Source organism: Pedobacter fastidiosus (genome assembly GCF_014306625.1).
GTDB classification, from domain to species: domain Bacteria; phylum Bacteroidota; class Bacteroidia; order Sphingobacteriales; family Sphingobacteriaceae; genus Pedobacter; species Pedobacter fastidiosus.
The window spans coordinates 1,050-21,232 of sequence record NZ_JACRYL010000038.1 but is presented as its reverse complement, the minus strand read 5'-3'; the positions used below and the strand labels follow the sequence as shown (position 1 = coordinate 21,232).

The following is a 20,183-nucleotide window of genomic DNA, read 5'->3' as shown; positions in this document are numbered from 1 at the left end:
AACCTTATCAAATTAACTCGGCTAAGGGGAACTTTTTAGATTGGCGAAGAGGGGTCAATTTGAAGCGGTTTATCCAGCCAACATACAGGAGAGCAGGAAAGATTGGATGATATGGATGTTTAAGCGAGCAGGAGCAAAGAACAGTAACAATAAGGTTTACCAGTTTTGGCAACAAGATAACTATCCGATAGAATTAAGTACGAATGAGATGATAGATCAAAGATTAAATTATTTACATGAAAATCCTGTGGCGTCCGGCTTGGTTACAGAGGCTCAATATTATAAATATAGCAGCGCTGTTGATTATTATGAAGAAAAGAGTGGTCTTGTGCCAATAACATTTATGTAGTGCGGTATTTCGGTCGGAGACCTGGTTTTTTTAAAGAGATTTAAGTGATCCGTTGGAACACTTAAACCAGCGAGAGAGAGAAAAAATAGAAAGTTATATGAATAACAACAGCATTAAATTAACGCCAACAGAAAAAGATGAATTAAACATATTTTTTCAATTTCAGTTGGATGAAGAAGCAAATTTTTTGGCGGCCTTTACAGCTAAAGATCCACACGATCAAATTGCTTATGTTGAAAAGTATTCAAGGCATCTAGCCGATCCAACTATTAATATGCAAACCATTCGGGTAAATGAAGTCATCGCAGGGAGCATTGCAAAATTTGTTATGGGAAACGAGGCTGGGATTACTTATTGGATTGATCGAAAATTTTGGGGACAAAGAGTTGCTACCACTGCACTTGGTGATTTTTTAAAAATTGAAAAAACCAGACCTATTTTTGGCCATGTTGCATTTGACAACTACGGCTCGCAAAAAGTTTTGGAGCACTGCGGGTTTATAAAAATTGGGAAAGACAAAGGATTTGCTAATGCTCGACAGGCAGAAATTGAAGAATATATTTATAAGCTTTCTGATTAAATCTATTTTAAGACATTATTTATTTCAATAATATTATGGGTTCACAAGCAATACAAGGAAAACTTTGGGGACAACGCTCTAAAGATTGGTCTGAAATTCAAGAACAAACAGGTAAAGCAGGATACGATTTCGTTCTGGATTATGTTTCAATTAATTCAGCTACAAAATTATTGGATGTTGGCTGTGGCTCAGGATATTTTTGTGAAATGGCTTTTGAGAAAGGCGCTGATATAACTGGCCTTGATGCAACAACTGAACTTATAATTGAGGCTAAAAAAAGGGTTCCTAATGCAAAATTCCTAGTCGGTGAAATTGAAGAACTTCCATTCGAAGAAAATTCTTTTGACTTAGTTTGCGGATTTAATTCATTCCAATATGCAGCTAATATTAAAAATGCACTTGTCGAATCGAAAAGAGTTTTGAAAAACGGAGGCAGCTTAGCGGTTATGATTTGGGGCAACAAAGAGGACTGCGAAGCAGCTTCATATTTAAAGGCTGTTGGAAGCCTTTTGCCTTCGCCTCCACCGGGTTCAGGTGGGCCATTTGCGCTCTCCGAAAATCAATTATTAGAAAATACTTTAGAAGAAGTTGGGCTCAAAATAATATGCAATAACGATATTGCATCTGTTTGGGACTATCCTAATTTAGATACTGCACTAAAAGGTCTTTTATCGGCCGGGCCTGCAGCAAAAGCGATTGAAACTTCAGGCTTTGAAATGGTATATGAGACAACTCTTAATGCAGTTAAACCTTATATCCAACAAAATGGACGTGTTGTATATCATAATAAATTTAGAATTGTAATAGCAAAAAAGTAGTTGCGCAATGCTAAATTATCCCCGAATTAAAATCATTGTTAAACAAAACATATATGCCAACTCCCTTTAAAGATTTAATAAAAAAAGCCTATTCTGCTTTCAACGAAAGAGACATTGATACAGCACTATCCACAATGCAACCAAACGTGCAATGGTCTAAAGCTTGGGAAGGCGGCTACATAAGTGGGCACGATGAGATAAAAGAATATTGGACCAGACAATGGAAAGAGATCAATCCAAAGGTTGAACCTGCTGAATTTAAAGAAAGAGAAAATGAAAGTTTAGAAGTTCTAGTTCAACAAAAAGTAAAGGACTTAGATGGCAATTCTATTTTTGATGGAACAGTAAAGCATGTGTACACTTTTGAAGATGGATTAATTAAAACCATGGATATTGAGTTAGTTTAATCTACTAAATTTGCAATGATAGAAACACTAAAAGCATTATTTACAAGAGATTTAGAACGTTTAAGAAAAGAGATTGAATTGTATAATAATGAACATAATCTCTGGAAAATTGAAGCTGATATATTGAATTCGGCAGGAAATCTTTGCCTCCATTTAATTGGCAATTTGAATACTTACATTGGAAAAAAAATCGGTAAAACGGATTATATAAGAAACCGAGAACTTGAATTCTCACTGAAGGATATTCCTAAACTTGAGTTGCTTAAAAAAATTGATGAAACAATTTTAGTTGTAAATCAATCTTTGGGTAAATTATCTGAAGAAGAATTGCAGAATGAATATCCAATAATCGTATTTGACAAACCAACTACCTACGAGTATTTTTTAATTCACTTAACTACGCATTTGGGTTATCATTTGGGGCAAATTAATTATCATCGAAGGTTATTGGATAAGTAATTTTCAAGTTTAAATAGGAGTTGAACAAAATGGATACTCTTAATTTATATTATTATAAACCAATCATGAAAAATCTAATAATAATTGCCTCTTTTCTACTTTTAAATTCTTGTAAATCGGGGAAGATGAATCAATTAACTATAATAGATACGGATGGGAATAAAAATATTGCAATTTTAAAAGATAAGGATAGGGAAAGTTTTGAATTAACTCAGAAGGATTTAGAAGCAATAAACGAAATATTAAAAACTGCGGTAGCAAAATATAACATCGAAAAAAAGACTCATTTTAAAAATAAGCCAATAACCAACTTACAATTGGAAAGTTATTTAATAAATCTCAAAATTTATAAAAGACAATATGTTCCTTTCAAAAATGAGCAGGAACAAAAAGAAATTTGGATAAATTGTTTTTGCAGTTTGGATGGTCACTATAAATGGCAAACTGAAATTGTTTTTGTTCAAGATGGAGGGAAATGTTACTTCAATCTTAAAATTAACCTCGACAAAAAAACTTATTCAATGTTTAGTGTTAATGGTCAAGCTTAAGCAAATAGCAACAATATCATTTAAATAAAGCAGATAAATTTTATAAATCATTGTACGTTTATATTCTATACTGATACAATTAATATTTAACAATTGCTCAAAGAAAAGATTAATGCCAAAGAATAGAAGAAGCCCGCATGAAGGAATAAAACTTCTAAATCAGCATGTTATTCGAACCGTGGGCAGTCAAACTATATTTACCATTCCAGTTGAAGAAATTAAAGCAATTGGGGAGTTTACAACTGCTGAAGGTCCATTTTTAGACGACTGGTTTATAACACTAATTACAAAGAACAGATGTTATGATATTTCAATGAATATAAATGGAATTGATGATCTATTAATCAATTTAGAGATGGTATTTAGAATAAAGTTGAGCTGTCAGTTAACAAACTCTACATCATGGAAAACAAGAATAATGTATCCAGAAAAGCTAGAAGAAAAGGAACTGTACATAAACGTCAGAGAGAAATCAAAATCATTTTTAAAGCGAATCTTTGGGCATACAGACGTAATTAAAAAACTATCACCCGAAATTCTGCCTTTTCTGGGAAATTAAAAAGCTTGATTATACCCGCTGGTCGAGATTTGTTCCAACGGAACTGCTATGTAACAATCTCATCCTAACGAACTCTAGAATTATAAACTACCAATTATTTTAAAGCCCAATAATGAATCTTTCCATCCAATCTTTACTGCCCGATGATTCCATCTCGCATTTTGTGCACAGCTTTTGGCTGTTGGAAAACAAAACAGGTAAAGATATTCCATCAACCGTTTTACCTAATGGAATGATGGATTTGATGGTGATCAAAACGAATTCTGGTAATTGGGAAATGTTTTTGAGAGGAATTGATAACATGCCAAGCCAAGTAATATTAACGGCAGATACCGTTATGTTTTCAATCGGTTTTAAGTTATTGGCCGTAGAATATTTATTTGGAGATTCTATTAAAGATGTATTGAATGAAGGAAAAAGTATCTCAAATGATTTCTGGCAATTTGAAGCGACCGACATGACTAGCCTTGAGAATTTTTGCAACAAAGCAGTAAAAAAAATAAAGACCATTCCCACTGAAAGTATCGATAACAGAAAGAAAAATTTGTTCGATCTCATTTATGTTTCAGATGGTTCTATTACTGTAAAAGAACTTTCTGAGCAGGTGTATTGGAGCAGTCGGCAAATCAATAGATATTTCAATCAGCAATTTGGAATTTCGCTTAAAACCTATTGTAACATCCTTAGGTTTAGGGCTTCTTTTAAGCATATTAGTGAGGGAAAGCTCTTTCCAGAACAAAATTTTACCGATCAAAATCATTTCATTAAAGAAATTAAGAAGTACGCCGGTGTTACCCCAAAAGAATTGAGCAAAAATAAAGACGAACGCTTCATAGATCTTGCTGTAATTAAAAAACATCCCTAATAAAACGACCGATTTTTACTATTCCATTCCTTAACAAGTAACCAACTTTGCTTTACAATTTTATAAAGCAAAAGATGTTACTACAAAATAAAAAGATAGCCATAGTTGGTGGCGGTCCTGGCGGACTCACTCTAGCCAGATTACTTCAGCGAAAAGGTGTTGAGGTAAAAGTTTACGAAAGAGATCAAGATCAATTTGGTCGGCAACAAGGTGCAACGCTCGATTTGCATTACGAATCTGGATTAAAGGCGCTGAGAGTAGCTGGATTAATCGAAGAATTTGCAAAGCGCTACAGACCAGGAGCTGAAAGAATAACCATTACCGATAACAATGCTTCCATTTGTTACACCGAAAGAGATGAAGCACCATTGCAAGATTTGAATAGTATTTATGCTAGGCCAGAAATTGATCGGAGTCCGCTTCGAGATTTACTCATCGCATCGCTACACGATGATACCATTGTATGGGATTCGAAATTTTTAGAACTACAAAAGAACGGTAACGGCTGGAATTTGGTGTTCGAAAATGGTGAAGTTGCCTATGCAGATCTTGTAATTGCTGCGGATGGAGCAAACTCTAAAATCAGAAAGTACCTCACTGATGTTCAGCGCATTTATTCGGGTGTAACCATTGTAGAGGGAAATATTTACAATGCAGCTGTTAACGCACCACATTTATGGGAACTGACCAACGGAGGCAAAATCTTTGCCTTATGGAAAAACAAAACTATTTTCTTGAGTGCAAAGGGCGAAGGTTCACTTTCATTTTATACGAGTACAAAAGAAACAGAAGATTGGGCAAAATCATCGGGCATCGACTTTACAAATAAAGAGCTCGTTTTTACTTGGTTTAAGCAGCGCTTTTCGGATTGGAGTAATGATTGGCACGAAATATTTTTAACAGATGAATCTTACTTTGTCGTTCGGCCTCAATATCACTTTCCTGCAGATCAGTCTTGGCCAAGTCTACCAAACTTAACCATGATTGGCGATGCTGCACATGTTACGCCACCATCAGGCGAAGGTGTTAACCTAGCGATGCAAGATGCATTAGAGTTGTATGAAGCACTTTGTTTAGATGGTTTCGATACAACGCTTGAAGCTATTCAATCCTTTGAAAAGAAAATGCACAACCGAGCTTCGGTAGGAACTACAGAAGCTTTAGAAATGGTGGAGTCTATGACCTCAGAAAATAATCTTAAGCAGATGCTTGATTTCTTTAATGAGATGGAAGAATTAAAAAAAGCGGATCAAAATAATTAAGCGATCAAAATTATGTTACTAGAGAATAAACAAGTAGCCATTATCGGTGCTGGGCCGGTGGGCTTAACCATGGCGAGATTACTTCAGCAAAAAGGAGTTGATGTAACCGTTTACGAAAGAGACAAAAATGCAAAGACGAGAATCTCTGGTGGCACACTCGATCTACATAATGGATCAGGACAGGATGCTTTAGAAAAGGCAGGCTTGTTGGAAACCTACTTTGAGTTGGCGAAGCCTATGGGAAGAACAATTGCTGATCAAGATGGCAATATCTTATTATCTAAAAAGCCTACGCCAGAAAATCGATTTGATAATCCAGAGATCAATAGAAATGATTTGAAACGCCTACTTCTCGAAAGTTTGGCGAGTGAAACCGTAGTTTGGGATCGGAAATTTACAGGACTAGAAGTACAGAATGGGAAATGGCTTTTGCACTTTGAAAACAATGAGATTGCAACAGCAGATTTTGTAATTGGAGCCAACGGAGGAATGTCGGCACTAAGAAAATATATTACCGAAGCTCAAATAGAATACTCAGGCACCATTATGGTTCAGGGAGATGTATCTCAGCCAGAAATAAACTGTAAAGATTTCTATCAACGCTGTGATGATAATATATTAATGACGGCGAGCAATGGCAATTTACTGGTCGCAAACCCAAGGAATGGTAATTTATTGAGTTACAGTGTAATTTTTAAAAAGCCAGATGAATGGGGAAGTGCAAACGAATTAGATAAACTGGATACGGCGAATATTTCAACTTTTCTTACAGATCGATTATCAAATTGGCATGAATCCTATAAAGCGTTATTTCAGGCTACTTCATCATTTGTGATCTGGACAACCAGAAAAATTTCACTGGAGAAACCCTGGAATATTGATCGCCCATTGCCGATAACACTTATTGGAGATGCAGCGCACATTATGCCACCCTTTGCAGGCCAAGGCGTAAATATTGGCCTAAGAGACGCCCTGATTCTATCAGAAAATTTAACAAATGGAATGTTTCCAACCATAGAAACTGCAATTAAAGATTATGAACAAAAAATGTTTGTTTATGCAAAAGAGGCACAACATGAAACCAATAAAAATGAAATAGAGATGCTCAATCCAAGCTTTTCGTTTATGAAATTTAATACTTAAGCGCTGCAAGTTTTTCCGGAGACGAGGTTATCAAAAGCTACAATAAACCTGTACCTTCTGCAACTCTGCAGGCTTCCATAGCGTTAGTTACGCTTAACTTTTGAAAGATGTTTTGCCTGTGCCGATTAACCGTATTGATGCTTAAGGAAAGTTTATCTGCAATTTCCTTACTTCTTCGCCCATGCTTAATCAACTGCAAAATTTCTTTTTCACGCAGGGATAGGATCTCGCTAAATTCGTGGTGATTGTAATCCATTATTTTGCCTGATTTTGTATTTATGATAATCCCTTGAGGAATCTCAAATTCTGGATGTTCGTGAATTAAATTATAAAGACAAAGGGCAAGCCAGATACTGCCATCTTCAGAACTGCCAATGTACAATAATCGATGTTTAACCAATATAAATTTGCCCTCCAAATTACGGATTCTAAGCTTAGTGATCAACTCGTAGTTGGCACGATCTGTTAAACCAATCGAATTTAATAACTGAAAAAACTGAAATTCGAGTCTATATTTTTTTTGTAAATCTTCAGGATGGACTCGGCTTAATAATTCATCCTCCCATATCGAATTAATTTCTGTTTTCTTCTGTTGAAGGCCAAGCAAATCTGCAATTGCACCGTAAGAAATATAGCTTTTTCTTGCTTTCAAGTCGCTTAAAACACTTATGCAATTTTCTAGCTTAGCGTACATTTGGGCAATTTCTTTGCCATTATCCAATTTTGATGTCGAATTAAAGGTTGCATCAAAAGGCTGAGAGAATAATTTAATGTCAAGCAGGTCTCGCATATTTTAAAGGTAATGGTTATTTATTACCATTGAATTTAGTTTAAACAGTGAATAACTTTGCGAACTTAATCATTTGAATGGTGGTTTTGCCCTTCGGTAAATTCGAAAAGGGCAAGAAATTAATCATACCAACGCACAATATTTAACAATCAAATCAATAAAAAAGAAACATGAAAAGAATCCTTTTCGCTTTAACCCTCCTGCTTAGTATAGGTGAGTTAAAAGCACAAAGTTTGGAAAAATTGCAGTGGTTTAACGAACCTGAGCAATGGAAAATTAAAAATAACAGTTTGATTATGCAGGTAACGCCCAATAGCGATTATTGGCGGATTTCGCATTACGGGTTTACAGTAGATGATGCCCCTTTTTATTATAGTACTTATGGAGGTGAGTTCGAAGCAAAAGTAAAACTAACAGGCGCCTATAAAGCTCGTTTCGACCAAATGGGATTGATGATCCGTACAGATTATAAAAACTACATTAAAACCGGTGTTGAATTTGTGGACGGGAAATTTAATGTAAGCACAGTTGTTACCCACGATAAAAGTGATTGGAGCGTGCTGACGTTAGATAAAGTGCCTCCTTTTATTTGGATTAAAGTAGTTCGAAGACTTGATGCAGTAGAAATTTTCTATTCGCTTGATGATAAGAATTATATTATGACCAGAAATGCGCCATTACAAGACAATGCTCCAGTGATGATCGGACTTATGGCGGCTAGCCCAGACGGTAATGGTTTTGAAGCTAAATTCGAAAATTTTAAAGTGAAGCATTTGCCTGATCAGCGTAGATTAGAATGGCTTAAAACACATAATTGATCAGCGCAAAATTTAGGAATAGCACAGCCAATTTTAGTGTCTAATCTTGGGATATAAGATCAAAATTTTTAAGCCCAACTCAATAAGAGTTGGGCTCTTATCCCTTAACTTCAGAAATCATTTCCTCTTACTTTGGCATTTTAAAAGATGGCGGAATCGAAGCATCGTCTGTAGCCCAAAGTTTATTTGGGTGCTTGCCCATTACAAACTCTAGTTTTCCGCCTTTCATTAAATCCTCGTGAGAAAACCACGATTTATTCCAAACTTGGCCATTCAGTTTTGCCGATTGGATGTACTTGTTTTCTGGAGCATAATTTAAGCAAGACAATTCGAATTTTTTACCATTCCCTAAATCCAACTTTACATTTTCAAAAGTTGGACTTCCAATAACATACATTGGTAAACCGGGTGTCATTGGGTAAAAACCCATTTCCGAAAACACAACGAAAGAGGTTAAACCACCGCCATCTTCATCGCCCGGAATCCCCATTAAATCGTTGCGAAACCATTGTGCCAGTAAACTGCGAACACGTTTTTGAGTGCGCCAAGGTTGGCCGGCATAATTGTACAAATAAGGAATGTGCATAGCGGGTTCGTTGCCCATAGAAAACTGGCCAACATTGCCCGTATGATCGGGTAGTTGCGAATAAAAATCGTATCTACTTTTCCCTAATGAGGTGTTGTACATTTTTTCAAGTTCATCAACAAATGCCTGTTTACCACCAATCATATTTACTAAATCGCCCACATTGTGTAAAACATCCCATCGGTAAAGCCACCCATTATTTTCATCGTAAGTTTCTCTGGCGCCCAAACCACCAGAAAAACGATAATCCAAAGGTTGAATAAATTTACCGTTGGCATCTTTTGGATGGAAGAATTTGGTGTCTGGATTAAACACCGTATGGTAGCTTAAGCTTTTATCTAAAAAGTATTTTGCCTCATCGGTTTTCCCCAATTGTTGGGCAATGTTACCCAAGCACCATTCATCGTAAACGGTACCCAAAGTTACGGCTATCGGTTGGCGTTTTTCGAAACCATGAACTTCTGGTGCGGTTTCTTTTTCGCCTGCTGGCAAAGCAGGGAAGTAGCCATTATCTTTAAAAAACTGATCTAAAACACCTGCTTTTTTAGATGACCATGGTGCCAAGGTTTTCTCGATAATTCCCGCTTTGCAATATTGATAAGCTTCTTCAAGATTGAACATTCTTAAACCCTTGTTGTAGGCATCAATAATGGTTGCAACGCCGTGGTTACTGTTCATCCGGCGACTATCGCCCGTAACTTCAGGGAAGGTTGGCATCCAATGATCGTCCATTTGCTGTGCCATGCGCAGGTATGAATTAATCATATTGCCTTCCATTTTAGGTTCGATAATTACACGAAGTGGATGCGTTGCTCGGTAAGTATCCCAAATCCAATCATCCGTAAAAAAAGGAACACCATTATCGTTGTGAATTTTTCCATCAAAGGCGCTAAAATATTTTCCATCTTCAGATAAGCTGATCATACGTTCGTATGTGCGGTAAAGTGAGGTGTAAAATATAGTTTTGGCCGTTTCATCTGTTCCTTCAACCATAATTTTACCCAATGTTGCATTCCAGATATTCTTTCCGGTTTGGGCTACTTCAGTTAAATTGTAACCTTTAATTTCACGGCGAAGATTATTTTTAGCCTGTTCTACGCTAATAAAAGAAATGCCGTAATGAACTTTAATCTGTTTGGTTTTAGCAGGATATTTTAAAATAAAATAAGCATTCCGTCCCGAGGTTGATTGATCTTTGGTGTCGATTTTATCGCCTTTTTGTGTGCCCGATTCCGTTGGAGATAAATCAGTTTCCAGGTAAAGATAAACTTTGGTGTTGTTATCCAGTTTCTGAAAACCACTTACTATATTTTGGTTAACCTTTAATTCTCCATTTCCAGTATTTAAAATTAGGTAAGCAGGAAGATCGGTTTTCGTGAAATTGATTGCATAAATTCCCGATTGGTGCGAAGGGGCAAATTGTACGTTTATGCCATAATCATCTAAATCTACTTCATAATAATAAGGCTTAATCACTTCATTATCGTAACCATAATCGAGGGTGCTTTTAACATTTTTTAAATCGCCCTGAAAAGGACTCAAATTAAAGGCCGAGCTTCCTCTATGGCTGGTAATAACAACAGGCAAGCCGTTAATGGTATTGCTCGTAAAATTATCCCGCTCTGGGTAAACTCGCAACAAACTGTTTGGTAAATGAACGGTAGGGTAGGTAGGAACAAGCAAATGACTAATATTTCCAATATATGGATTTACATAATCTACAGGCTGTTTTTTGATTTGCGCACCAGCAAAATTGACGCAAACTGTAAGCGAAAGAACTGATGTAAATAAAGCGGATATGTATTTTTTCATCTTCATAATTTCCATAGGATTTAGCAAACTTAACATTTTTTAAAAAAGATATTTGACCTTACATCAGTTCTAAATGTATTATTCGTGATGTAGATTTTCGAATTGTCCATTCATTTAGTAAAACGATTTATGCAATTTGATTAAAAAGACCTAACTTATCAAAAAAAATAATCATGAAAAATGTGCTTTTTGGCCTGCTTTTTTCTTTAACACTTACAGTTTGTGATGCACAGTTGGGCGTAAAATATGATCCAAAAATTCAATCCACAAAAAACCTTCAATACTGGCGACCGAAGGGAAATCTTTTTGTTGGCGATTGTATGCCTTACTCAAGAGGCGGTACTTTTTATTTTTATTGGCTTTTGGATTCTGCTCATCACGCCAGTTTAAATGGTTTGGGCGGTCATCAATGGACTTTAAGTACTACCGAAGATTTAAAAACATGGAAACAGGAGCCCGTTGTGCTTGGTATTGATGAGGCTTGGGAAAAATCCATTTGCACAGGTTCTATTGCCTATTATAAAAATAACTATTATGCTTTTTACGCCACGCGATTAATCGATAAAAATGGGCATGTAAATGAGCAGCTCAGTTATGCAATTAGTAAAGATGGTATCCATTTCGATAAGCAAAAACCAAATCCATTTTATACTTCTGCGCCAGGTTATAGCAAGAGGGATTTCAGAGATCCAAAAGTTTTTGTAGATGAGCAAACGGGAGAATTTCATTTGTTTGTTTCCAGTTGGCAAGAAAATCCTGTATTGAATCATGCCGGTGGAAGTTTGGTTCATTTGGTATCAAAAGATTTAAAAACTTGGGAAACAAAAGATCCGGTGCTTACCGGGCAATCATCGGTTCCAGAATGCCCCGATTACTTTTTTTGGAAAGGTTGGTATTATTTAGTTTATGGAGATAATGGCGATACTTATTATGTAAAATCTAAAAAACCTTATGGCCCGTGGGAAGAACCAAAATACCAATCATTAAATGAATCTTGGTCTAACGTTTTAAAAACGGCCTCGTTTCAAAATGATCGACGGATCTCCGCTTCATGGATTCCATCAAGATCAGATAATAAAGATAATAACGGAGAAATTTTTGGTGGAAATGCACTTTTCAGAGAAATTATTCAACAAGCAGATGGAACTTTAGATACCAAGTTTCCTGAAGAAATGATTCCTGAATCTGGACCAGCTATGCAACTGAAAATTATTCCGGATCTGTTTTCAACAGTTATAAACCCAAGTAGCTTGAGCGTAAGTGCGCCTAATGGTATTGGTGCAAGTCATTTGGAAAATGTTCCGCAGAATTGTAGAATAACGATGGAGATTGAACCAATGGGCACTAATGATGAATTTGGATTTTATTTAAGGGCTAATGAACATGCCTCGGATGGGTATAAAACGAGTTTTTCGGCCAATAATCAAACGGTTTGGTTGGGTAATACCAGTATTAAGGCGGTGATAGGTTTAGATAAAGCCATCAAAATCGATCTTATTTTACATGATGACATTATAGATTTATCGATTAATAACAATCGATGCATTGTAAACCGAACGCCAGAACATAAAGGGAATTTTCTCTGGTTTTTTGCCAAGCACGGAACAGTTAAATTTAAATCGATAAAGATCAGTCCGCTTTTAGAGCAAAAACCTTAAATTTTATCCAATTTGAAGTAACCTAAATGAATTTCATCTTCTGGCAAATTTGCCGAAGGATAAATTTCGATGTTGTATTTTTCTTTGCTAGCTGAATTTAAAATGTCCTCAATTCTGTAAATATCATCAACATCGATTCCGTATTTTTCATCGATGTGAGAATTGGCACCTTTAATAGAATTTGTTTTGAAGAAAACCGTTTTTTTGGCATTTTGGATGGCCTGCGCACGATCTTCCTGAACCGATAAAACGGTATAATGTTGCTCTTCTAACTTATTGCTTTGATAACCGCCGAGATTAATAAAATAAAGTTTTCTAGCCGAATCAGGTAAAGTTTCTCCCTTCGGAACTACGTTAATTTTAAAACCATCAACGGTATTTACTTCCCTCCAGCCGTCCAAATGAATGCTCGATCCTGCTTCTGGCCAAAAGGCTTTAATTTGCGGAACCAACTCCTTCAAATTATGGGCAATTCCAAAAAAGAAATCGTGTTGTTCTACATTTCTATTCGGCGCTTTCGAACCCAATAGGAGCATGTAAAGTTTTGGTTTTATGGATGTTTGATGGTCATCACTCATTATTGATATTTTCTTTGTTAATAACTAACGAATTTAGGCTTCTGATTGTTTAATAAAATCTAATTGAGGGTTAGAAGCGAGTAAACTTTTAATCACATTTTCTGATGCTGCCTCACAAAAATCCAGACCAGAATAATCAGGGTTGTAACCGCCGATATATGGCACAGCCATAATGTAAATGCGCTCATTTAAGGCTCCATAATCATCTATGATTTGAAAATTATCGTTAATTGTAATGCCGGGAACATTTAAATAGTAATTTCCATTTCCATCGGTTTCAACTTTTTCGTTGCCGTTTTCCATCGCCTGCCGGCCAATTTTCTCATCTTTAAATTTTATGCGTGCAGGGCTTACAGTTCTTTTGCTCAGCAAGCTTTTGTAAGGTAATTCTTGATAATTTAAATGGGGCTGACCAACGCAATCTACATAGGTTTTAAAGTGCGGATTTTGTTGTTGGTTCATTTCATCCGTATAAAAATATATGGCGCCACCTTCAGCATGTGGTTCCGTATAACTATCATCACCAACGGGAATAATTTCGAGTACACCAGCATCGTTTAAAGCCAGCATTTCTTCTACCGATCCTTGCGGAACGAATGCAATTACTATAGAAATTAAAGGCATTAAAACCTTTTGAAGTCTTTGCATATCTTCTGCCGAAAAATGTTTTGCAGGATAGTTCATGGCAAAACTTAATACGGCAAGCATCTCTTTCCAATACACCGATTCTTTACGTTTAATGGATTTTTCTGCTTCGGTATATTCTGCCTTGAACAATAAAAATGGATCAATTCTTTCTCTAAGATCCATCATCGAATCTACAAAAGTCTCGATGCTCATTTCTCTAATTTGCTCGTAAAAACCAGGTTCCTTATCCCTAATCATCTCTTTGAAATTTTGCTCAAACACAAAATCTAAAGAAAGAAATCCATCATTTTCGGCCTTATTTTTTTCTACAACCTCTGGGCTTAAAACAGAATCTTTTAAAAGATGCGAATCCGCTAAATGAAAGCGGATAGCAGGTAAAAGACCACTTCTAGAGTGCATAACCATTTTAAAACCGGGGCTATCTTCGTTAAGTTTGTAAACGAGTTTGTCCTCATTCTTCCAATGGAAAGTTCCATTTTGCCTTGCCATGGTCCTAATTGCATCAATCGCGGTAAGTGAAGATCCTTTTATGGCTACCGGATGGTTGATTTTAAAAGCAAGTTTTGCTGGTGGATAAGGAGAATCAAAATATCCTTGGAATGCGTTTTCGTGCTTTAAGGGCCATCTATGTCCGGTGCAAATGATAATATGATCATATTCCAATATCGTTTCGCCCGAAATTTCTACGGCTACTCTATTCCTTTCGGGATAATCGATAATATCAGTTACAGGGCTATTTAAGCAAACATTGGTGTTTATTCCAATTTCTTTTGCCTGTTGTAGAAGGAGATCAAACTGCGCAGAAAGATACTGACCAAAAAGCAGACGAGGCAAGACTTTATAATCGTTAAATTTTTCAGAATCAATATGAAAACGATCCAAAGTTTCTTGAGGAACGGTCTTTATCCAATCTGATATTGAGGTAACCAATTCCGGAATTTCATTGCCCGATACGTTGGTAATGTGTTCATCATTAGCACCTTTAATGCTATAGGGCATGCCAGCACCAAGTTGAGTGTTTTTCTCAATAATATCGATTGAAAATTCTTTTCTGCCCGAATCAACCAATCTTTTAAACATAAAAAGACCACTTGGTCCTCCACCCAAAATTGCAATCTGGATCTTATTTTCTTGCTTTTCAGTTGACATATTATCTAATCAGTAATTTGTTAAACAACATTATTCACTTCGAAACCACCATATCCAACCATTTCGGCAGTATGATTTACAGTTAGGTTGAGTTTCAGTTTTTCTATTAAAACTTTAGCCATTGAGATGCTTCTATGAATATCATTTATGCCTCTTATTTCAATTCCCCTTCCTAATGTTTTATATTTAGTCGGCTCGAATTTATCAATGAATTTTTGCAAGTCGGCACTTATGGTTTTTTCTTTTATTTTCATACTCGGTTATTGTTCCTCTTACAATCCTAAAAAACATAAATTGTTTTAAACATTTGTTTTTTGATTGAAGCGCACATGAATTAGGATTTAACGTTGTTGAAAACAATTCTTTTATATGGATGGTTTTTCAGTGATAAGCCAAAATATGGAACATTCCGAAATTTCGCAGGGCAAACTTTTTATGGGTACCAGTGGATTAATTCTACCTGTACAAAATAAAGCATTTTATCCAGATGAATTTAAAGAACGAAGTCGATTGTGTTATTACAGTTCGCTTATGAATTCTATCGAAATTAACAGCTCATTTTACAAAACCCCTATGGCAAATACGGTTGCCAAATGGGTAACAGAAGTAAAGGATGATTTTAAATTTATCTTCAAACTCCTTAGAGATGTAACCCATAACAAGGGCTTAATTTTTGATCCAACTCTACTGCAAAAATTTATGGAAAACATTGCTTTTGCAAAAGAAAAACAGGGTACACTTTTGATTCAGTTTCCACCAAGTTTAAAGGCCGATTCGATATTGCAGTTAGAAAGATTGCTAGCTTTTGTACGGGAATATGATTTTGCAGATTGGAAAATTGCGGTAGAATTTAGACATCCTTCTTGGTATAGAACTGAAACCTACGATTTATTAAATGATCTAAGTATTGGTTTGGTTATTCACGATAAATCTCCGGCAAATACACCGATGGTAAATATGGATGCGGACTTTGTTTATTTAAGATTCCATGGTCCGGGAGGTAATTATCGAGGCAGTTACGATGAAAGTTTTCTTGCTGAATATGCCAGCTATATTAGCGATTGGCTAAACGAAGGGAAGGACGTTTATGTTTATTTTAACAATACAATGGGCGAGGCCTATCAAAATCTTTGTACCTTGAGGGATTTCGTGAGTGAATCGATTTTTGAGGGGGAGAGATAATATTAATTTTCACCATATAAGGAATGTAAGAAAATGTAAGTTTATACTCTTATATTTCTTATATGGTTAGTATAAAGGCCTTAAATTGAGGAGCTAATTTTCAACTTATAAGGCATTTAAGAAAATGTAAGCTTATTTGGCCTTATATTTCTTATATGGTTATTGCTACTGCAAATGATTTAAGTGGTTTTCAATTTCTGCAGTAATTAGATTAATCGTAGGTGTATCTAAATTAATTTGAACCGTATGTTCATTATCTAAATCGTTTTCGAAAATGGGCAATTCTTCTAAAATATCTTCAATGGGCAAAAGTTCCCAATCTAAGTCTAAATTTCGAAGTGCGCCAATGGTTTTACCCTTGTTAATGATCTGATAAATATCATTATTGGGCAAAATCGTTAATTCTAAATCTGTGGAATTGTGGTGAATAAGTATTTTAAAAGCCTCCATATTTGAGGAACTCTTTTAGCGAAGGATTGTTTTGGATTTTATCTGTGATTTAATGAATACTTCCAGTTAGTGTTATTAATCGCTGTATAATTTAAATCACTAACCTTAGTTTTTAAGATTGGGAATTAAATTTAAAAATGCCTGGAAATCGGCCTTATATTTTTTCTTATCAAGCTTAAAATAAAAAGCTCCTTTTTTTGAGCTAGATCTATCTTTCTCTTCCAGTTTAATCAATAACCCTGTCGAAGTTATTTTTCTGCTGAAGTTTCTTGTGTCGATTTTTGTATCGTTTACTTCCTCAAAAAGATTTTGTAGTTGAGGCAAGGTAAATTGTTTCGGCAACATTTCAAATAAAATAGGGTGGAGCGAAGCTTTGTATCTCAGTTTTTTCCTAGCATCAGCAACCATTTGATCATGATCAAAAATAAGCTTTGGTCTTTCGCCAATTAAAAACCATTCCGCTTTGTAATCATCATTTAATTGAGTTTCGTATTTGTGAATATCAATTAAAGCAAAGTAGCCAACAGATAATGTCCGCTCAATTGGATCACGTTTTGGCTCTCCATAAATCTGCATCTGTTCTAAATAAACACCCTCTAATCCAGTCATTTTTTTGAGTACCCGATTGGCGGCATCGTCCGGACTTTCATTCGAACCAACAAAACCACCCATTAAGCTCCACTTATTAATTTCGGGTTCCAAACCGCGTTTAACCAATAGAATTTTCAAATGTGCCCCATCAAAGCCAAAAACAATGCAATCTACCGCAACTAAGTAATGTGGCTGACTAGAATATTCTATCATAATTAAAATTTAACGAGCTTAAGATGTTCAAATTTAAACAAAAATAAAAATTATTATTAATTGTCATTTTGACAATTAATAATAATTTTATAATTTAGTGCCACGATAAATTTGCCAACCCTAATTTTTAGGATGCAGATCTAACCAAATTATAATATTATATGCAAGAAACATTCGATCTCGATTCAAACCCACATACACGATTAAATATTTTAACTGGAGAATGGATTCTGGTCTCTCCGCACCGCACAAAACGCCCTTGGCAGGGTAAGGTAGAAGAGGTTAGCGCAGATAACCGCCCAGAATACGATGAAAAATGTTACCTCTGCCCAGGAAATTCTAGAGCAGATGGAGATCAGAATCCCGATTATAAAGCCAGTTTTGTTTTTAAAAATGATTTCGGAGCGTTGCTGGAAGAAACACCTCTCGCAAGTTTTAATGAGGCTGATTTGTTGGTCGCCAACAATCAAAAAGGAATTTGTAAGGTGATCAGTTTTACGCCAAAACACAATTTAACACTTCCAGAAATGACTTTGCCAGAAATTACTGCAGTGGTAGAACTTTGGCAAAAGGAATTTAATAGCCTCGCAGAAAATGAATGGATTAAATACATCCAGATTTTTGAAAACAAAGGCGATATTATGGGATGCAGTAATCCACATCCTCATGGACAAATTTGGGCGCAAAGCGATATTCCATTGGAAATTGCAAAAGAGAGCGAGCGACAAAAAGCATATTATGCGGTGCACAAAGAAAGTTTACTTTCTGCATATTTAAAATTGGAACTGAAAAAACAAGAAAGGATTCTTTTTCGAAAATGATCATTTTGTTGCTCTAGTTCCTTTTTGGGCAGTTTGGCCATATGAAACAATGATCATAAGTAAAAGACATGTTACCAGTATAAAGTACTTTAATGAACTAGAGAAATTATCTTTGGCAGAAGCAATTCAAAAACTAACCATAAAATACGATAACCTTTTCGAAACCTCATTTCCATATTCTGCCGGAATGCACCAAGCGCCTGTAAACGCTGGAGATCATCCCGAATGGCATTGGCACATGCATTTTTATCCGCCTTTGTTGCGTTCGGCTACGGTAAAGAAATTTATGGTCGGATATGAAATGCTTGCAAATCCACAGCGTGACATTACACCAGAATTTGCCGCAAAAAAACTGAGAGAATTGCCTTCAGAACATTATAAAAGCTTAACAACAAAATAATAATATAAAAGCCAAATCCTTTACAAAATGGATATTGAACGTTTAAAAGTAGTATTTAAGAGTATTTATTATACCGATCCGATGGTGGTTAGATCGCCCGGAAGGATTAATATAATTGGTGAGCATACCGATTACAACGGAGGCTTTGTGATGCCTGCAGCAATAGATAAAGCGATTTATCTTGGGGTATCCAAACGTGAAGATGATGAAATTCATCTTTATGCAGAAGATTTTAAACAAACGCATACCGCCAATATTAATTCGTTAGAACCTTCGAAAAAAGGTTGGCCTAATTATATTTTGGGTGTTGCAGATCAAATTCAAAAAAGAGGTTATAAAATTGGCGGTTTCAATTTATATATTGATGGAGATGTGCCACCTGGAGCTGGTTTATCCTCTTCTGCCGCGGTAGAATGTGCAACCGCTTTTGCGCTTGATCAGCTTTTTTCTTTATCCATTTCGAGATTGGATATTGCATTGATTGCCCAAAAAGCAGAACACACTTTTGCCGGTGTAAACTGTGGCATTATGGATCAGTTTGCTTCAGCCTTTGGCAAAAAAGATCAAGCCATTGTGTTGGATTGCCGATCGATGGATTATCGTTATGTACCGCTTCAATTAAAGGGATATAAACTGGTTTTGCTTAACACCAATGTGAAACATTCTCTTTCAGAAAGTGCGTATAATAAACGTCGCGAATCTTGCGAGCAAGGTGTGGCTTGGATTAAAGATGGATATCCAAATGTAGAAACGCTGAGAGATGTAGATTTGGCAATGCTTGATGAATATGTTAAACCAAAGGATGCGGATGTTTATACAAAATGCAAATTTATTGTTGGCGAAATTGCTCGCTTAATTAAAGCTGCTGATCATTTGGAACAGGGTCATTTAAAAGAACTTGGCGAGTTGATGTTCGAAACGCATAATGGTTTAAGTAAGGATTACGAAGTAAGTTGTAAGGAACTTGATTTCTTGGTTGATTCTGTAAAAGACTTGGATTATGTACTTGGATCTAGAATGATGGGCGGTGGCTTTGGTGGCTGCACCTTAAACATTGTTAAAGACGAAAATATTGAAGAACTGATCGAAAAAATCAGTGCCGAATATCATAAAGAATTTGGGATTAACCTAGACGCCTATACTGTAGAAACAGCTGACGGCACAAGCGTAATAATTTAAAAGATGTCTAAAATATTAGTTACCGGAGGTACGGGTTATATTGGTTCGCATACCGTTGTAGAATTGCACAATGCAGGTTACGAAGTGGTTATCGTTGATAATTTATCCAACTCGAACATCAAAATCCTAACCCAGCTCCATGAGATTACGGGGAAATGGTTCGAATTTCAGGAGATCGATCTCCAGGATGACAGAGCTGTTCAGGAATTTGCTGAGCAGAACACGGATTTAACCGGAATTATCCATTTTGCAGCCTACAAGGCAGTAGGAGAATCGGTTGCCCAGCCGTTAAAATACTACAGGAATAATTTTTACAGC

23 protein-coding genes and 1 pseudogene are annotated in these 20,183 nt (G+C 35.9%); 17 read left to right on the top strand and 7 right to left on the bottom strand.

The genetic code is table 11. The annotated features are described in order from the left end of the window. Nucleotides 1-40: 40 nt before the first annotated feature. From H7U22_RS22395 to H7U22_RS22350, 10 genes are all read left to right on the top strand, one after another. On the top strand, nucleotides 41-349 hold the full coding sequence (locus H7U22_RS22395; protein ID WP_187073572.1) for a transposase: 309 nt from the start codon (nucleotides 41-43) through the stop codon (nucleotides 347-349). A gap of 97 nt (nucleotides 350-446) precedes the next feature. Then, on the top strand, nucleotides 447-929 hold the full coding sequence (locus tag H7U22_RS22390; protein WP_187073571.1) for a GNAT family N-acetyltransferase: 483 nt from the start codon (nucleotides 447-449) through the stop codon (nucleotides 927-929). A gap of 35 nt (nucleotides 930-964) precedes the next feature. After that, the gene (locus tag H7U22_RS22385) at nucleotides 965-1,747 is read left to right on the top strand and encodes a class I SAM-dependent methyltransferase (RefSeq protein ID WP_187073570.1); all 783 of its coding nucleotides are present in this window, start codon (nucleotides 965-967) and stop codon (nucleotides 1,745-1,747) included. A gap of 53 nt (nucleotides 1,748-1,800) precedes the next feature. Continuing rightward, the gene (locus H7U22_RS22380; protein ID WP_187073569.1) at nucleotides 1,801-2,154 is read left to right on the top strand and encodes a nuclear transport factor 2 family protein; all 354 of its coding nucleotides are present in this window, start codon (nucleotides 1,801-1,803) and stop codon (nucleotides 2,152-2,154) included. Between the two features lie 15 nt (nucleotides 2,155-2,169). After that, complete coding sequence (locus tag H7U22_RS22375; protein WP_187073568.1) at nucleotides 2,170-2,613, top strand: DUF1572 family protein; 444 nt, start codon at nucleotides 2,170-2,172, stop codon at nucleotides 2,611-2,613. A gap of 65 nt (nucleotides 2,614-2,678) precedes the next feature. Further along, the gene (locus tag H7U22_RS22370) at nucleotides 2,679-3,161 is read left to right on the top strand and encodes a hypothetical protein (RefSeq protein WP_187073567.1); all 483 of its coding nucleotides are present in this window, start codon (nucleotides 2,679-2,681) and stop codon (nucleotides 3,159-3,161) included. A 112-nt stretch (nucleotides 3,162-3,273) separates the two neighbouring features. Beyond that, nucleotides 3,274-3,720 carry a hypothetical protein gene (locus H7U22_RS22365; protein ID WP_187073566.1) on the top strand — a complete coding sequence of 149 codons (447 nt, stop codon included), beginning with the start codon at nucleotides 3,274-3,276 and terminating at the stop codon, nucleotides 3,718-3,720. Between the two features lie 112 nt (nucleotides 3,721-3,832). Next, entirely contained in the window at nucleotides 3,833-4,585 is a 753-nt protein-coding gene (locus tag H7U22_RS22360) for a helix-turn-helix domain-containing protein (RefSeq protein WP_187073565.1), read from the top strand. A gap of 74 nt (nucleotides 4,586-4,659) precedes the next feature. Further along, entirely contained in the window at nucleotides 4,660-5,847 is a 1,188-nt protein-coding gene (locus tag H7U22_RS22355) for an FAD-dependent oxidoreductase (protein ID WP_187073564.1), read from the top strand. A 12-nt stretch (nucleotides 5,848-5,859) separates the two neighbouring features. After that, a complete protein-coding gene (locus H7U22_RS22350) occupies nucleotides 5,860-6,990 on the top strand; it encodes an FAD-dependent oxidoreductase (protein WP_187073563.1) in 1,131 nt (376 codons plus the stop codon). A gap of 37 nt (nucleotides 6,991-7,027) precedes the next feature. Here H7U22_RS22350 and H7U22_RS22345 read toward each other — a convergent pair whose 3' ends face one another. Beyond that, nucleotides 7,028-7,780, bottom strand: a complete 753-nt coding sequence (locus tag H7U22_RS22345; protein WP_187073562.1) for a response regulator transcription factor — start codon at nucleotides 7,778-7,780, stop codon at nucleotides 7,028-7,030. A gap of 170 nt (nucleotides 7,781-7,950) precedes the next feature. Here H7U22_RS22345 and H7U22_RS22340 point away from each other — a divergent pair, with 170 nt between their 5' ends. Beyond that, entirely contained in the window at nucleotides 7,951-8,598 is a 648-nt protein-coding gene (locus tag H7U22_RS22340) for a DUF1349 domain-containing protein (RefSeq protein WP_187073561.1), read from the top strand. 127 nt (nucleotides 8,599-8,725) lie between these two features. Here H7U22_RS22340 and H7U22_RS22335 read toward each other — a convergent pair whose 3' ends face one another. Then, nucleotides 8,726-10,996 carry a GH92 family glycosyl hydrolase gene (locus tag H7U22_RS22335; protein WP_187073574.1) on the bottom strand — a complete coding sequence of 757 codons (2,271 nt, stop codon included), beginning with the start codon at nucleotides 10,994-10,996 and terminating at the stop codon, nucleotides 8,726-8,728. Between the two features lie 173 nt (nucleotides 10,997-11,169). On the opposite strand from H7U22_RS22335, the gene H7U22_RS22330 reads away from it, so the two are divergent. Then, complete coding sequence (locus H7U22_RS22330; protein ID WP_187073560.1) at nucleotides 11,170-12,654, top strand: glycoside hydrolase family 32 protein; 1,485 nt, start codon at nucleotides 11,170-11,172, stop codon at nucleotides 12,652-12,654. On the opposite strand, the gene H7U22_RS22325 is transcribed toward H7U22_RS22330, so the two are convergent. Genes H7U22_RS22325 through H7U22_RS22315 form a run of 3 tightly spaced genes read right to left on the bottom strand, consistent with a single transcriptional unit; the run spans nucleotide 12,651 to nucleotide 15,283 of the window. After that, nucleotides 12,651-13,232, bottom strand: a complete 582-nt coding sequence (locus tag H7U22_RS22325) for a DUF1543 domain-containing protein (RefSeq protein ID WP_187073559.1) — start codon at nucleotides 13,230-13,232, stop codon at nucleotides 12,651-12,653. The genes H7U22_RS22330 and H7U22_RS22325 overlap by 4 nt on opposite strands. Before the next feature lie 33 nt (nucleotides 13,233-13,265). After that, on the bottom strand, nucleotides 13,266-15,029 hold the full coding sequence (locus tag H7U22_RS22320; RefSeq protein ID WP_187073558.1) for an FAD/NAD(P)-binding protein: 1,764 nt from the start codon (nucleotides 15,027-15,029) through the stop codon (nucleotides 13,266-13,268). A 20-nt stretch (nucleotides 15,030-15,049) separates the two neighbouring features. Further along, nucleotides 15,050-15,283, bottom strand: coding sequence for a hypothetical protein (locus H7U22_RS22315; protein ID WP_187073557.1), 234 nt, complete (start codon nucleotides 15,281-15,283; stop codon nucleotides 15,050-15,052). Between the two features lie 145 nt (nucleotides 15,284-15,428). On the opposite strand from H7U22_RS22315, the gene H7U22_RS22310 reads away from it, so the two are divergent. Next, nucleotides 15,429-16,211 (top strand): DUF72 domain-containing protein, encoded by a 783-nt coding sequence (locus H7U22_RS22310; protein WP_222621938.1) that lies wholly within the window; start codon nucleotides 15,429-15,431, stop codon nucleotides 16,209-16,211. 165 nt (nucleotides 16,212-16,376) lie between these two features. Here H7U22_RS22310 and H7U22_RS22305 read toward each other — a convergent pair whose 3' ends face one another. Then, a complete protein-coding gene (locus H7U22_RS22305; protein WP_187073556.1) occupies nucleotides 16,377-16,661 on the bottom strand; it encodes a hypothetical protein in 285 nt (94 codons plus the stop codon). A 105-nt stretch (nucleotides 16,662-16,766) separates the two neighbouring features. Further along, nucleotides 16,767-17,465 (bottom strand): NUDIX hydrolase, encoded by a 699-nt coding sequence (locus H7U22_RS22300; RefSeq protein ID WP_187073555.1) that lies wholly within the window; start codon nucleotides 17,463-17,465, stop codon nucleotides 16,767-16,769. A gap of 161 nt (nucleotides 17,466-17,626) precedes the next feature. Between H7U22_RS22300 and galT (H7U22_RS23245) the strand changes: the two genes are divergently transcribed. The 4 genes and pseudogenes from galT (H7U22_RS23245) to H7U22_RS23235 all read left to right on the top strand — a co-directional run. Continuing rightward, nucleotides 17,627-18,286, top strand: coding sequence for a galactose-1-phosphate uridylyltransferase (gene galT / locus H7U22_RS23245; RefSeq protein ID WP_248284835.1), 660 nt, complete (start codon nucleotides 17,627-17,629; stop codon nucleotides 18,284-18,286). A gap of 34 nt (nucleotides 18,287-18,320) precedes the next feature. Further along, nucleotides 18,321-18,686: pseudogene (gene galT, locus H7U22_RS23240) on the top strand (galactose-1-phosphate uridylyltransferase); the annotation flags it as partial. 27 nt (nucleotides 18,687-18,713) lie between these two features. Continuing rightward, on the top strand, nucleotides 18,714-19,865 hold the full coding sequence (locus H7U22_RS22290) for a galactokinase (protein ID WP_187073554.1): 1,152 nt from the start codon (nucleotides 18,714-18,716) through the stop codon (nucleotides 19,863-19,865). A gap of 3 nt (nucleotides 19,866-19,868) precedes the next feature. Next, nucleotides 19,869-20,183 (top strand): SDR family NAD(P)-dependent oxidoreductase (locus tag H7U22_RS23235; protein ID WP_248284834.1); only part of this gene is annotated, 315 nt, incomplete at its 3' end.